The sequence below is a fragment of the Streptomyces sp. NPDC059900 genome, assembly GCF_050270335.1.
Lineage (GTDB): Bacteria > Actinomycetota > Actinomycetes > Streptomycetales > Streptomycetaceae > Streptomyces.
Genome location: NZ_JBNNJZ010000194.1, coordinates 1 through 13814 on the forward strand (window position 1 = coordinate 1; position 13814 = coordinate 13814).

A 13814-nucleotide genomic window follows, 5' to 3' on the forward strand; every position below is an offset into this window, starting at 1 on the left:
CCCCGCCCCCCCCCCGGGGGGCCCGCCCCGCTCTGGGCCTGCTGCATTTGCGTACCTGCGTAGTCGCCCCTAAGCAGGGGTGACGGTAAGCCCTGCGACGCCCGCGCGGCGCACGGCGATCGACCCGTAATTCGTGCGCAGCCGCAGCCACGCCCCGGACGATAGCAGGTCCAGCGAGTCGCCCCGCAGGAATCCGAGGGCCTGCGCGGCATGCGCGGCCCGCACGGGAAGCCCCGTGTCCGCGACGGTCCGCGACCAGATCTCCCGGCCCAGCTGGTCGAGCTCGGCCCGGATCCGCCGCTCCTGCGGCAACTCCTCGACCCGTGCCTTGAATTCGGCGACCGCGGCCGCCACGAGCGCCCGCACCGAGTCCACCGGCGGAAGCCCGCTCTGCGGCTGCCAGCCGCCCCGCGGAGGAAGGACCCCGGCCCACGGCGGCCCGGTGACGGCCTGCGGCACGAAGGCCAGACCGGCGGCCTCCACGGACTCCGCCGACTCCCCCACGGATTCAAGGAGTTCACCGGCAGAGACGGTCACGTCGAGCGAAGAGTCGAGCCCGTACTCATACGGCTTCGCGAGCCGGGCCGTACGGATGGCGAGCACTTCGAACGACGGCGGCCGGCCGAAGACGGCGAGCGTGTCGCCCGCCGCCTGCAACCGGACCGCGGCAGCCTTGTCGTAGTGGACGAGGCGGGCCAGGAAGGCGGCGAGATCGCCCGCCTCCCCCGCGTCGGCGAAGTGCAGCTGCGCCGTCATGCGACGAGCGCCTCCGAACCTCCGGTGACTTCGCCGTCGTCGCCGTAGTCGTCCATGAACGTCAGAAGCACGGCCTTCTCCTCGGCGGTGATCCGCCGCGGCCGCTGTGCCTCCAGGTTGAACGGGACCACGATCGTCGAGGCCCGCACGTAGACCTGCTCGGGGTCCTTGACCTCGTACGAGATGGTGAGCGAGGCAGCGCCTATCTTCGTCACCCACGACTCGATGGTCACCGGCGAGTGCCGGTGGACCAACGGCCGTACGTAGTCGATCTCGTGACGGGCCACGACGGATCCGCCCGAGAACGACGGGCTGCCGTCCCCCGGTGCGAGCCGGAACATGAAGTCGATCCGCGCCTCTTCCAAGTACCGCAGGAAGACGGCGTTGTTGACGTGCCCGAAGGCATCCATGTCCGACCACCGGAGGGGGCAACTGTAGATATGCCGACTCATGTCAGTCTCAGCCCCGGGTGAGCTTCTTGTAGGTGGCGCGGTGCGGACGGGTCGCGTCCGCACCCAGACGCTCGACCTTGTTCTTCTCGTACGACTCGAAGTTGCCCTCGAACCAGTACCACGACGAGTCACCCTCGTAGGCGAGGATGTGCGTGGCCACTCGGTCCAGGAACCACCGGTCGTGGGAGATCACGACGGCGGCACCGGGGAACTCAAGGAGCGCGTTCTCGAGCGAGGACAGGGTCTCGACGTCGAGGTCGTTCGTCGGTTCGTCGAGGAGGAGGAGGTTTCCGCCCTCCTTGAGGGTCAGCGCCAGGTTGAGGCGGTTGCGCTCACCACCGGAGAGCACACCGGCCGGCTTCTGCTGGTCCGGGCCCTTGAAGCCGAAGGCGGAGACGTAAGCCCGCGAGGGCATCTCGACCTGGCCGACATTGATGTAGTCGAGCTCGTCGGAGACGACGGCCCACAGCGTCTTCTTCGGGTCGATGTTGGCGCGGCCCTGGTCGACGTAGCTGATCTTGACCGTGTCACCGATCTTGATGCTGCCGGAGTCCGGCTCTTCGAGGCCCTGGATCATCTTGAACAGCGTGGTCTTGCCCGCGCCGTTCGGACCGATGATGCCGACGATGCCGTTGCGCGGCAGCGAGAAGCTGAGGTCGTCGACGAGCACCTTGTCGCCGAAGGCCTTGGAGAGGTTCTCGACCTCGACGACGATCGAACCGAGTCGCGGGCCCGGCGGGATCTGGATCTCCTCGAAGTCCAGCTTCCGCATCTTGTCCGCCTCGGCGGCCATTTCCTCGTAACGGGCAAGACGCGCCTTGGACTTGGCCTGACGCCCCTTGGCGTTGGACCGCACCCACTCAAGCTCTTCCTTAAGCCGCTTGGCGCGCTTCTCGTCCTTGCGGCCCTCGACCTTGAGGCGGGTCTGCTTCTTCTCCAGGTACGTGGAGTAGTTGCCCTCGTAGGGGTGGGCGCGGCCGCGGTCGAGCTCAAGGATCCACTGCGCGACGTTGTCCAGGAAGTAACGGTCGTGGGTGACCGCGACGACTGCGCCGGAGTACTGGGAGAGGTGCTGCTCCAGCCAGTTCACCGACTCGGCGTCGAGGTGGTTGGTGGGCTCGTCGAGGAGCAGCAGGTCGGGCGCCTCGATGAGGAGCTTGCAGAGCGCGACGCGGCGCTTCTCACCACCGGAGAGGGTGGTGACGGGCCAGTCGCCGGGCGGGCAGCCGAGGGCGTCCATGGCCTGCTCGAGCTGGGCGTCGAGGTCCCACGCGTTGGCGTGGTCCAGGTCCTCCTGGAGCTTGCCCATCTCGTCCATGAGCGCGTCGGAGTAGTCCGTCGCCATGAGCTCCGCGACCTCGTTGAAGCGCTTGAGCTTGCCCATGGTCTCGGCGGCGCCGTCCTGGACGTTCTCAAGGACGGTCTTCGACTCGTCGAGCTGCGGCTCCTGCATGAGGATGCCGACGCTGAACCCGGGAGAGAGGAACGCGTCGCCGTTCGACGGCTGCTCGAGACCGGCCATGATCTTCAGCACCGTGGACTTACCGGCGCCGTTGGGGCCCACGACACCGATCTTGGCGCCAGGCAGGAAGCTCAGGGTGACGTCATCAAGAATCACCTTGTCGCCGTGCGCCTTGCGCGTCTTGCGCATGGTGTAGATGTACTCAGCCAAGAGAAACCGTCCGGCAATCAGTGAGTGGGCAGATACACCCCATCTTGCCTGACGGCTACCCGCCGGAGGAAACCAGTATGGCCGGGGGCCCGTGACCTGGACGTTCCTTGCTCATTACGGTGATTGATCCGTCACTGACCGTCGTTGATCTGGACTCGGGTGATGTCCTGGTCCAGGAAAGCGGTCAGGGTGTGGGCCTCTGCCGTGATGGTTTTCCGCTCCGGGGAGGTGAGGGGGCGCAGGGGTGTGATGTGGAGTTGGCGGGCGTCTGTCGTCCAGGTGGCGGCTACGCGGCCGTCGACCAGTACCGCGCGCTGGCCCGCGACGGACAGGCCCAGGTGGGCGTCGTCGATGATGCGGCTGCGGTCGTGGAAGCCGAGGATCGCGTTGTCGAAGGCCGGGAGGAAACGGACGGGGGCCGGGGTGTCCGGGGCCGGGCGTGGTGCGTCGGGCAGGTCGAAGAGGGTGCGGCCGCGTTCGTCGTGGAAGGTGATCAGCTCGTCCCGCATGGCCTTGACCGCCGCGGGCAGACCGGCCAGGCCGCTCCAGGCCCGGATGTCCGCGGTGGCGGCGGGGCCGTAGGCGGCGAGGTAGCGGCGTACCAGTTGCCGGCCTACCGGGTCCTCGGCTTCGGGTTGCTGGGTGGCTTTGGGCTGCTGGGTGGCTTCGGGCTGCGCGGTGGCTTCGGGTAGCGGTGGGACGGTTCGTCCGAGCCAGGTGGCCAGGGGCAGGTTCCGTACGCCTGCCTTCTGCTGCCACAGACCGCGCGGCGGAAGCTGTGCCATCGGGATGAGGGCGGCCACGAGGAGTTCACCGAGGGCGCGGCGCGGCGGGTCCGGCCAGCGGTCACGGACCGCCTGGACCAGCTCGGTCATGGTGCGCGGCCGGTGGTCGGCCATGACCGCTCGGCCCGCCGCGGCGAGTTCGTCGAGGTCGATGCCGGTGAGTTCGCGCCGGTAGGCGGCCTGCCCCCGTTGGCGCAGCATGTTGTCGTGGCGGGCGCGCCAGGCGAGCGCGTCTTCGCCGGTGACCAGGTGGACGGTGCGGCGCATCAGGTGGGTGCGTACGACCTGCCGGTCCGTCAGCGCCTGGTCGAGCTGGTCGGGCGTGAAGGCGTGCAGCCTCGACCACAGGCCGATGAAGGGCTCTTGGGGTTCCTGGGCCTGCATGCCCGCGAGGTGCGCCACCGCTTCCGGAACCGATGTGGTGGTGCGGTCGAGCAGGTGCTGGCGGGCCAGCGTGGCTCGGTTGAGGGCGCGGGGGCTGAGGGTGGGGTTGTGCCTGGGGGGAGTCATGGGATTGCTTCAGGGTCGCCGTTCGCTCGTGGGCCGGGCAGGGGCCGGGCAGGACCGGGGCAGGGTCGGGTCAGCCGTTGGGGGCAGGGTCGGGTCAGCCGTTGTACGGGGCCGTCACGTCCAGGACCCACGTCACGCCGAAGCGGTCGGTGAGCATGCCGTACAGCGGTGCCCACTGCGACGGCTCCAGGGGCTGTACCACTGTCGAGCCCTCCGCCAGTTTCTGCCACAGGGCGCTGATCTCCTCCGTGTCGTCACCGCGCACCGAGACGAAGAACGGGTTGCTGCCCTGGCTCCAGGGCAGGTGAGAGGGCACGTCGTAGGCCATGACGTGAAAGCCGTCGTCACCCACGACCTCGCCCCACACCACCCAGTCCGCCTCGTTCTCGTTCTGCACGTTGCCCATGTCCTTGTACGTGACGGCGGCGACGCGACCGCCGAAGACGGACTGGTAGTGGTCAAGGGCCGCCCGCGCGTCGCCCCGGAAGTTCAGGTGGGTGGTGGTCTTGATGGGCATGGCTCTCTCCTGCTGCTCGTGCGGTGCTGGGGTACGTGCCGTGGATCGGCGGTACGACGGTGCGGCGACTCGGTGGTGCGCTCTGGAAACCACCCTTCCAGGAGTAGCGGACAGGTTGTGTCCTGTACTTCGGGCAGAGTGGTGGACATGCAGAAGACGTCCGCACGGCTGCTCGCACTGCTCTCGCTGCTTCAGACGCATCGCGACTGGTCCGGTGACGACCTCGCCGAGCGGCTCGACATCACCCCGCGCACGGTGCGCCGTGACATCGACCGGCTACGGGATCTCGGCTACCCGATCCGCGCCTTCAAGGGCCCCCTCGGCGGCTACCGCCTGGACGCCGGCTCGCAGCTGCCCCCGCTGCTGTTCGACGACGACCAGGCCGTGGCCCTGGCTCTCGCCCTGCAGTCCGCGGCCACCAGCAGCACGATCGGTGACGATGCCGTACGGGCCCTGGCCACCGTTCGCCAGGTCATGCCGCCGCGGCTGCGTCAGCGCATCGACATGCTCCAGGTCACCGCCGTCCGGGCACCGGAGGCCGGCAGCGACGCCTCCCCCGCCGACCCGCAGGTCCTCGTCGAGCTGAGCCGCGCCATCCACGCCCGCGAGGAACTGCGCTTCGACTACCGGCAGATCGACTACGGGCAGCTCGACCACCGGCAGTTCGACCACGAGCACGCCGCCCGCGAGGACTCCGGCCGCGGCCCCGAAGCCGCCGCCACCGTCGAACGCCCCCGCCGGGTACAACCCCACCACCTCGTCACCTGGCGCGGCCGCTGGTACCTGATCGCCTGGGACCTCGACCGTGACGACTGGCGCGTCTTCCGCGCCGACCGGATGCACCCCCGCACCCCCACCGGCCCGCGCTTCACCCCGCGCGACCTACCCGGCGGGGACGGCAGCGGAGACGGCAGCGGAGACGGAGGGGTCCGCAGCGGCAACGGCGGGGGCGACGTCGCCGCGTTCATCACCGGCCGGTTCCGCGGGACGGACGGCTCCACCACTGACTGGCCCTGCCGCGGCGAAGTCGTCCTCGACCTCCCCGCGCAGGCCGTGGCCCCCTTCGTACAGGACGGAATCGTCGAAGAACTCGCCCCCGACCGCTGCCGCCTCACCCTCGGCTCCTGGTCGTGGACCGGGCTCGCCGCCACCATCGGCCACTTCGAGACCGGCATCCACGTCATCGGTCCACCACAACTGACCAACGCCTTCGCCGAACTGGCCACGCGTTACGCCAGCGCTGCGGGCACCGCGGGCACCGCGGACGCGCCCCGCCCCACGTCATCCTGACCGCCGGGCCGACCGCGACCGCCGGGGCCACCGCACACCCCCGCCCCGCTCCCGGAACGAGCGCGCGCCCTCACTCCTCGGTCGACGTCTCCGCGGTCGCCGGGTCCTTCTTCTTGCGCAGGAAGAACATCGCCGCCGCACCGAGCACGACCATGACGACCGCTATTGCGGCGATCATCGGCGTCGCGCTGGAACCGCCCGTCTCCGCGAGGTCGCCCCCGCTGATGCCGGTGCCGCCAGCGGACGCGGGGCTCGGGTCGGAGACGGGCTCCGTCTTGCTGCCGATCGTGCTGCCCTCGGTCTTGCAGTCGAGCACGCCCTTGAACCGCTTCTCGAAGCCGTTCGGCCCGTTGACGGTGAAGTCGTAGGGCTGGTCCTCCTGCAGAGGGATCGTCACCGTCCGCGACGTACCGGCCTCGATGGTGTGCTTGAGCCCCATGAGGCGGAAGGAGAACGGCTCGTCGCCCTTGTTGCCCGCCGTGATGTCCACGCCGCTCTTGGCGCAGTTCTTCTCCGCCGACAGCGTCGGTATCGCACCCTCCTCGGCCCAGGTGGCGCTCGCCGTCGCGGAGACCATCGACTCGCTGGAGCCGGCGAGTATCTGCGTCTGGCTCCGGGTCTCGGAGGTGAAGGCCCTACCGACCGGCACCGTGGTCGACGCCTGCACGGAGAGCGCCGCCGAGCCGTCCGGGGTGTCCTCGGGGACGTCGAAGAACAGCTGGCTGCCGTTGGCCGCGGAGGTGACGGGCTTGCCGTCCTTGCCGACGACCTTCACTCCGCCGGCCACCGCGTCGGCGGGCGGGGTCACGGACACGGAGTCCGCGTCCGTCCGCACGGTGACCGGACCGAGCCGCTCCCCCGCGTGCCCGGAGACCGCGGGCGGGTCGAGGGTCAGCGAAGCCTTGGGCTCGGCCGCACCGCGGGCGTTCTTGTAGAGGTAGTCGGCGAGCTTCTCGGCCTGCGGGTCGACCGCTTCCACCTCGGCGCCGTCCGAGTAGCGCCAGATCGCCACCTGCGTGCCGGCTGCCGCCGACTGCTCGGTGAGGGTCCGTGCACCCGCCTTGCGGGCCAGCGCGGCGAGGTCGTTCACCTGGGGGTACGAGTGCTGCAGGATCCAGCTGATCCTGCCCGCGTTCTTGTTGCCGTTCAGCGAAGTGCCGCTCCAGGCCGTCTCTTGGTACTTCGCGTCCTTCTGCGTGGGGTTGAGGATGTCGATGCAGTACGTCTGGAGGGTGCCGCCGCCGTCCACGGACATCTCGAAGAGCCCGGCGGGAACCTGCTGGCTCGTTCCGTTGTCACGGACCACGGCCTGCCCGTACGTCTGGAGCCCGCCCAGCGTCGCGACGGCTCCGCCCCGGTTCTGCGGGGCCTCTTCCGCCGCGGCGGGACCCGCGGTGGCTATCGCGCCCGCCGCGACGGCTCCGGTCGCCAGCGTCACCACGGCGAGGCGCGCAGCGCCCAGTCTGCGCCGGGACGGCGCAGTGGACGCACGCCCCCCGGAGAAAGCAGAGACCGCGGAGAACGCAGAGAACACAGAACGCGCAAAAGACACAGAATTCCCCTCCGGACGGGACCCGTTCACTTCGAGGGGGGTGATCCCGCCAGCAGATTGAAAGGGGCAGAAATCACCTGCCACCTGCGTGGCATCCACTACCAACTGCCCCGTGAGCTACGTCCGGCATCCTAGGGAAGCGGCAGACAACGGTCCCCAGTACTGCCGTTCGATAACCGATCCGACTCGGAATCGTTATCGCCAACAGCCTTTTCCAGCCGGGCTTATCGACAAATCAACGGCACCCATTCGCCGATAAGCCGCACATCGGTCACCCGCCCCGGCGGCCCGGAGACCCACTCCCTGATGGCCCATCACCCCACCGGCTCGGGCTCCGGCTCGCGCTCCGCCGCCGGTTCCGTCAGCGCCGAATTCGCCTTGAGCACGCGCCGGAAAGCCGCCGTCCCGCGCGACAGATCATGGCCGATGGTCATCGCGTCGATGTCCGCCGACGTCCAGTGCTGGCCGCCGCGCTCCTCGTCGCGCACCCTCAACCTGCCCTGCACGATGACCGGTTCGCCGATGGTCAGCGAGCCCTGCACATTCGATCCGAGCGAACGCCTCGCCCACACCGTGAAGAAGTTGGTGTGCCCGTCCGCCCAGACGTTCTGCACCGCGTCGTAGTACCTCGCCGTCACCGCGAGCCGGAACCGCGCCACCGGCCCGGAGGCCAGCTCCCGGAACACCGGCGTCGTCGCGACGTTCCCCACCACCGTCACCAAGGTCTCGTTCATGCCGAACCCCTCCCTCGTCCACTCCGCTTCCGCTGCCGCGGCGGTCGGTCCCGCGGCGTCGATCTCAGAGTGGACCGGTCGGGAGAATCCCGCTGAGCCCTGTGTCCTACCGGGCAGTTGTGGAAAACTCCCTCACCCGAATGGGGCCATGGCCACCCGGCGTTCAGCCCACCGCCGCCCCCGTCACCCGCACGTACTGCTCCCGAACCTCCCGGTACCGCAGCAGCTCCGCCGCCACCGGATCCAGGACCCGCGCCCGCCCGCACCCGGCAGCCGCCTCCCGCAGCCGCCGTTCCGCGTCCGCGCCATAGCGCCGCGCCGGGCCCCGTGCCGCCATCCGGCTGGCCCACTCCACACAGGGACCGCCCACGATGCCCGCCAGCATCAGCAGCACCGGCACGCCCAGATTCGGCACGGCGATCCCGACGATCTGCGCCACGAGCCACAGCCCGCCCACGACTTGCAGCATCGTCATCGCCGCCTGGGCGAGGACGGCGACCGGCCACCAGCCGGGCCGCGGAGGCCGCCCCTCCGGGACCCCGGCCGTCAGCGTCAGCTGGTCGAGCGCCTCGGGCAGCCCCTCCGCACCGCGCACCGCCGCCTCCCGCACGGCCTGCCCCCAGGGCTGCGGCAGCCCGCAGGCAGCCTCGTCGGCCACCGTGCGCACCGCGTGTTCGACGCGCTGGCGAGCCGTGGCCTCCTCGTCCGCCGGCGCCTCCCCCACGGGCCAGCCGACACCCCGCGGCGAGCGCTGGGCCTCGTACCAGCGCCAGAGCCTCAGCCACGGCGTCCCGCACGCCTTGCCCGCGTGGCGCCGCCAGGCCCGCTCGGCGGCCTGCCCGGCAGCCGCCGCGCCCACCGCGTCCGCGAGCCGGTCGGCGAAGTCCTCGCGCGCTTCTTCGCTGAGCCCGATCCGCCCCCTGCTTCTGCTCGATCCGGCCCCGGCCGCGTACACGGGCCACAGCTCGTCGGCCGCCGCGTCCAGGTCGGCGGAGATGCGCCGGGCGGCGGCGCCCCGCTCCTTGGTGAACTGGCCGAGCGAATCGCGGAGTTCGCCGATGCCGTCGCCGGTCAGCGCGGAGAGGGCGAGCACGATGGCGCCGGGTTCGCCGTGCTCGCCGAGCGCGATGCCGTCCTCGTCGAGCAGCCGCCGCAGATCGTCGAGCACCTGGTCGGCGGCGTCCCCCGGCAGCCGGTCCACCTGATTGAGCACGACGAACGTGACCTCTGCGTGCCCCGCCATGGGCCGCAGATAGCGCTCGTGCAGCATGGCGTCGGCGTACTTCTCGGGGTCCACGACCCAGATGACCGCGTCGACGAGCCCGAGGATCCGGTCCACGTGCGCCCGGTGCTCCCCGACCGCCGAGTCGTGGTCGGGCAGGTCGATCAGTACGAGCCCCTCAAGCGCGCGCGTGTCGGGGCCCTGGAGCGGACGCCTGCGCAGCCGTCCGGGAATGCCGAGCCGGTCCAGGAGTCCCGCGGCGCCGTCGGTCCAGCTACAGCCGATGGGGGCAGCCGTGGTCGGCCTGCGGACGCCGGTCTCCGAGATCGTCACCCCGGCCAGGGCGTTGAACAGCGTCGATTTGCCGCTTCCCGTGGCGCCCGCGATGGCGACGACGGTGTGCCGGCCGGAGAGCCTGCGCCGGGCCGCGGCCTCGTCGAGGACCCGGCCCGCCTCGGCGAGCGTGGCGCTGTCCAGGCGGGTGCGGGAGAGCCCCACGAGTTCCCGCAGGGCGTCGAGCCGGGCCCGCAGGGGCCCTTCGTACGCGGTCGAAACACCGGAAGAGTTACCGGAGGGAGCTCCGGATGGCGTACCGGAGGGCGCCACGGACGGGCTCTCCGCAGGGGCATACGCGTCGGCGCCGCCTCCGTCACCGGCCCGCTGCGCCGCGTCCACGCGCGTGCCGCTGCCCCGCCGCGCGATCAGCCCGTCGTCCCAGACGCCTTCGGAACCCACCGCGGCTTCGGTGTCCTCGGCAGCTCCGGCGGCTCCGGTGCCTTGGGAAGCGCCCTCAGGGCGGCCCTCGTGTTCGGTGTGATCAGTGACGGCAGTCACCGCGGTCACCTCTCCTTCTGCAGTACGGACAGCGCGGCGATCAGGTCGGCCTGTGGTTCGGGGTTCACGTCCAGGGAGTCGAGCGGGGCGAGGCGCCGCTCGCGCTCCGCGCCCAGGACGTTCTCCAGGTAGCTGGTGAGCAGGCGCCCGCCCCGGTCCCGCAACCGGAGCGCCCCCTGGGCGCCGATCCGCTCGGCGAGCGTCTCGCCCGCCGAGCGCCCGCGGCCCCCGCCGAGCAGGGCCGTGGCGAGCAGCGCGGCCACCACTTCGGGGTCGGGCAGGAAGTTCTTCTCGACCCCGTCGAGTCCGCGGACTTCCTCCTCGGCGTACTCCTCCAGGACGCGCCGCCAGCGCCGTACCGCCATGCCGATACGGTGCTCGGCGCTCTCCGCGTCCCGGTCGCGGTCGCCGAGCCCCGGCGCGGCGGCGGCTGGCTCGCGCCGCCACGCCTCGTCGATCCGCTCGTCGGCTGCGGTCACCGCGCACAGCAGCAGCGACTCCAGGCTTTCGGCGACGGCGTCCAGAAGCTCGCCGGCGCCGCAGTCCAGCGGGTAGCTGCGCCACCGCTTCAGCGCGTCGCCCGCGAGGACGGCGCCCGCCTGCAGACGCTCCCGCACGCGCGCGTGCTCGCACTCGTAGGCCTCGTCGACCGCTGAGGTGAGCCGCAGCGCGGCCGCGTACTGCATGGCGACGGCGCCCGCGAGCTCCGGGACCCGCACGTTGAGGGACTGGATGACGCCGTACGCCGTCTGTGCGATGGCCTGTGCGCGGGCCCCCGGTTCCTGGGACCGGTGGGTGAGCCAGGCCCGCAGCGGCGCGACGGCGGTGGACGGCAGCAGCCCGCCGCCGCCCGCGGACTCGGGCAGCTCGGGCACCGTGAAGCGCGGCACGTCGCCCAGGCCCGCCTTGTCGAGCAGCGCTCCGTACTGCCGCGAGACCTCGGCCACCAGCTGGTGCGGCACCCGGTCGAGGACGGTGACGAGGGTGGCGTCGTACTCCTTGGCGGTACGCAGCAGATGCCAGGGCACGGCGTCCGCGTACCGGGACGCCGTGGTCACCATGACCCAGACGTCGGCGGCGGAGATCAGCTCGGCGGCCAGGATGCGGTTGTCGGAGATGAGCGAGTCGACGTCGGGGGCGTCCAGGAGCGCGAGCCCCCGGGGCAGGGTCTGCGAGGTCTCGATGCGCAGCGCGCGCTCGCCGTCGGACCCGGTCGGCAGCAGGTCGTCGCCCCGGCCGTCGTCCCCCTCGCTCCCGTCGTCCCCCTCGTCTCCCTGGCCAGAGAGCTCCGGACGGGGCACCCACACGCGCGTGAGGTCGGGCAGTACGCGCATGTCGGCGAACCAGTGATGATCCTCCGGATGGCATACGAGGACGGGAGTGCGGGTCGTCGGGCGCAGCACCCCCGCCTCACTGACCCGCCGCCCCACGAGGGAGTTCACCAGGGTCGACTTGCCCGCCCCGGTGGAACCCCCGATCACGGCGAGCAGCGGCGCTTCGGGTGCCTGCAAGCGGGGCACCAGGTAGTCGTCGAGCTGGGCAAGGAGCTCGTCCCGGTTGGCACGCGCGCGTGGCGCCCCCACCAGGGGGAGCGGAAAGCGTGCGGCGGCGACACGCTCGCGCAGGGCGGAGAGTGCGTCGAGCAGTTGAGGCCGTACGTCCAAGGTCACCACATGTGAAGAATGCCCAATTTTGACGGCATTCTGAAGCATATGGGCACTACCTGCGCGCCGATCGGACACTTGGGACGGAAGGGGCGACTGGGGCGCAGGCATAACGAGTGCACAACACCCGAGGCGTGAGGCGCCAAAAGCGATGCGGGATTCGCACCTGCCTGCGATTATCAGGACCGCTTCACTGAACCTCCACATAGCGCCTCGGAGGCGAAGCACCAGGGACAAGGACCCGGGAGCCCTATCCTTGTCCCCGGCAAGGTCACGGCTCGTCCCCACCCGGGCTCCAGGCCACCGGCCACCATCCGGCCCCCGTAGCTCAGTGGATAGAGCAGGCGCCTTCTAAGCGCTTGGCCGCAGGTTCGAGTCCTGCCGGGGGCGCACATGGCCTCTCACCTGCGGTGACGCGTGTGGGGGGCTTACTTCTTGACCGGCGGGCACGTGTTCGTGTCTTCGCCGATGGAGTTGATTTCTGCGTTCGGGCGCGTGTCGCCCGCGTAGTCCACCTGGTCCGTGCACTTCACGCCGGGCTTCTTCGGGGTGCCCGTGGCCGCTTCGGGCTTTTGGGGGGCGGGGCAGGTGCCCGTGTCTGCGCCGATGGAGTTGATCTCGGCGTTGGAGCGGGAGTCGCCCGCGTAGTCCAGCTGGTCGGTGCACTTCGTGTCGGACGGGGACTTCTGGACCGGCGGGCAGGTGCCCGTGTCCGTTCCGATGGAGTTGATCTCGGCGTTGGGGCGCGGGTCGCCCGCGTAGTCCAGCTGGTCCGTGCACTTCGCGTCGGACTTGGCGGGGGTGCCCGACTGCTTGCCGTCCGCGGTGGTCGCGTCGGACTTCGGGGTCTTCGTGGCCGTCGCCGACGAGCTGGTCGCGGAGCTCTCGGGAGAGGACGCCTTGTCGGCGCCGTCGTTGTTGCATGCCGTCAGTGCCAGGCTGAGGGCCACGGCGGTCATGGTCAGTGCCGAGATCTTCCGAGTGCGCATGGTGGTGCCTGTCCTTCGCGTCTGCGTGGGGCTGTCGCTCCTGGGAGCGAGCGGGGACTGTTCGTCCTTGTTGAGTTCTGTCATGCCAGACGGGCGAGGTGGTCGCCTCAGTTGCTCCTTGATCGTTTTCAAGACACGTTCGTGACATGACAGTGGTCGGGTCGTTAAATGCCCCTTCGATCTGTCCCTACGGGCTCCCTCTCCGGGCTGCCCCTCCGATCTGGCCATCCGCCGCGGCGCTCGGCCGCCACCGCATACGGTGAGCCGATGACGTCGATCAAGAAGTTCCAAGTCACCTTCGACTGCGCGGAACCCGAGCGCCTCGCTCGCTTCTGGTGCGAGGTGTTGGGGTATGTCGTGCCCTCGCCGCCGGAGGGGTTTGCCACCTGGGACGACTTCAAGGCCTCGCAGCCGGCCGAGGAGCGGGATGCGTCGTTCTCCTGTCATGACCCCTCAGGGGTCGGCCCGCGGCTGTACTTCCAGCGGGTTCCCGAAGGGAAGGTCGTCAAGAACCGGGTGCACCTCGACGTGCGGGTCGGCACCGGGCTCGTGGGTGAGGAGCGACTCGCCGCGCTCGAGGCCGAATGCGCGCGGCTCGTCCCGCTCGGCGCCGTACACGTGCAGACCCTGTACGACGGCAATGACTCCTGCATACCGATGCTGGACATCGAGGGCAATGAGTTCTGTGTCGACTGAGAGTTCTGTGTCGACTGACCCGTGGGCTCGGCTGGAGGGCCCCCGGCCCCCTTACCGCGCCTCCGGCAGCCGCAGTTCCCCGTACGCCCCCTTCGGTACCGCAGGCCTCCGCGGGGTGATGGCCGGCACGCGCGCGTAGGC

The 13814-nt window shown here is 70.5% G+C and carries 12 protein-coding genes and 1 tRNA gene; 3 read left to right on the top strand and 10 right to left on the bottom strand.

What is annotated here, in order from left to right; all coding sequences use genetic code 11:
- Positions 1–69: 69 nt before the first annotated feature.
- The 5 genes from ACQKIP_RS23705 to ACQKIP_RS23725 form a co-directional block, all read right to left on the bottom strand.
- Entirely contained in the window at positions 70–756 is a 687-nt protein-coding gene (locus ACQKIP_RS23705) for a hypothetical protein (RefSeq protein WP_365857665.1), read from the bottom strand.
- Entirely contained in the window at positions 753–1208 is a 456-nt protein-coding gene (locus ACQKIP_RS23710; protein WP_365857664.1) for an acyl-CoA thioesterase, read from the bottom strand. Before ACQKIP_RS23710 ends, ACQKIP_RS23705 begins: the two co-directional genes overlap by 4 nt.
- A 7-nt stretch (positions 1209–1215) precedes the next feature.
- Positions 1216–2880 carry an energy-dependent translational throttle protein EttA gene (gene ettA, locus ACQKIP_RS23715; protein ID WP_365857662.1) on the bottom strand — a complete coding sequence of 555 codons (1665 nt, stop codon included), beginning with the start codon at positions 2878–2880 and terminating at the stop codon, positions 1216–1218.
- A 131-nt stretch (positions 2881–3011) separates the two neighbouring features.
- Positions 3012–4175: a winged helix DNA-binding domain-containing protein gene (locus ACQKIP_RS23720; RefSeq protein ID WP_365857660.1), complete on the bottom strand. Its 1164-nt coding sequence runs from the start codon at positions 4173–4175 to the stop codon at positions 3012–3014.
- A 94-nt stretch (positions 4176–4269) separates the two neighbouring features.
- Positions 4270–4692 carry a VOC family protein gene (locus ACQKIP_RS23725; RefSeq protein WP_365857658.1) on the bottom strand — a complete coding sequence of 141 codons (423 nt, stop codon included), beginning with the start codon at positions 4690–4692 and terminating at the stop codon, positions 4270–4272.
- A gap of 147 nt (positions 4693–4839) precedes the next feature.
- Between ACQKIP_RS23725 and ACQKIP_RS23730 the strand changes: the two genes are divergently transcribed.
- Complete coding sequence (locus ACQKIP_RS23730) at positions 4840–5982, top strand: helix-turn-helix transcriptional regulator (protein WP_365857656.1); 1143 nt, start codon at positions 4840–4842, stop codon at positions 5980–5982.
- 70 nt (positions 5983–6052) lie between these two features.
- Here the strand turns inward: ACQKIP_RS23730 and ACQKIP_RS23735 are convergent, their stop codons facing one another.
- The 4 genes from ACQKIP_RS23735 to ACQKIP_RS23750 form a co-directional block, all read right to left on the bottom strand.
- A complete protein-coding gene (locus ACQKIP_RS23735; protein WP_427744002.1) occupies positions 6053–7516 on the bottom strand; it encodes a Cys-Gln thioester bond-forming surface protein in 1464 nt (487 codons plus the stop codon).
- Positions 7517–7848: 332 nt separating this feature from the next.
- Complete coding sequence (locus tag ACQKIP_RS23740; protein WP_365857652.1) at positions 7849–8268, bottom strand: single-stranded DNA-binding protein; 420 nt, start codon at positions 8266–8268, stop codon at positions 7849–7851.
- 163 nt (positions 8269–8431) lie between these two features.
- The gene (locus ACQKIP_RS23745) at positions 8432–10324 is read right to left on the bottom strand and encodes a YfjP family GTPase (RefSeq protein ID WP_365857650.1); all 1893 of its coding nucleotides are present in this window, start codon (positions 10322–10324) and stop codon (positions 8432–8434) included.
- A 5-nt stretch (positions 10325–10329) separates the two neighbouring features.
- Positions 10330–11997, bottom strand: a complete 1668-nt coding sequence (locus ACQKIP_RS23750) for a dynamin family protein (RefSeq protein WP_365857648.1) — start codon at positions 11995–11997, stop codon at positions 10330–10332.
- A gap of 308 nt (positions 11998–12305) precedes the next feature.
- Here ACQKIP_RS23750 and ACQKIP_RS23755 point away from each other — a divergent pair.
- Positions 12306–12378, top strand: a tRNA-Arg gene (locus tag ACQKIP_RS23755).
- 38 nt (positions 12379–12416) lie between these two features.
- Here ACQKIP_RS23755 and ACQKIP_RS23760 read toward each other — a convergent pair.
- A complete protein-coding gene (locus ACQKIP_RS23760; protein ID WP_365857646.1) occupies positions 12417–12977 on the bottom strand; it encodes a hypothetical protein in 561 nt (186 codons plus the stop codon).
- A gap of 267 nt (positions 12978–13244) precedes the next feature.
- Between ACQKIP_RS23760 and ACQKIP_RS23765 the strand changes: the two genes are divergently transcribed.
- Positions 13245–13673, top strand: coding sequence for a VOC family protein (locus tag ACQKIP_RS23765; RefSeq protein WP_365857644.1), 429 nt, complete (start codon positions 13245–13247; stop codon positions 13671–13673).
- Positions 13674–13814 lie beyond the last annotated feature (141 nt).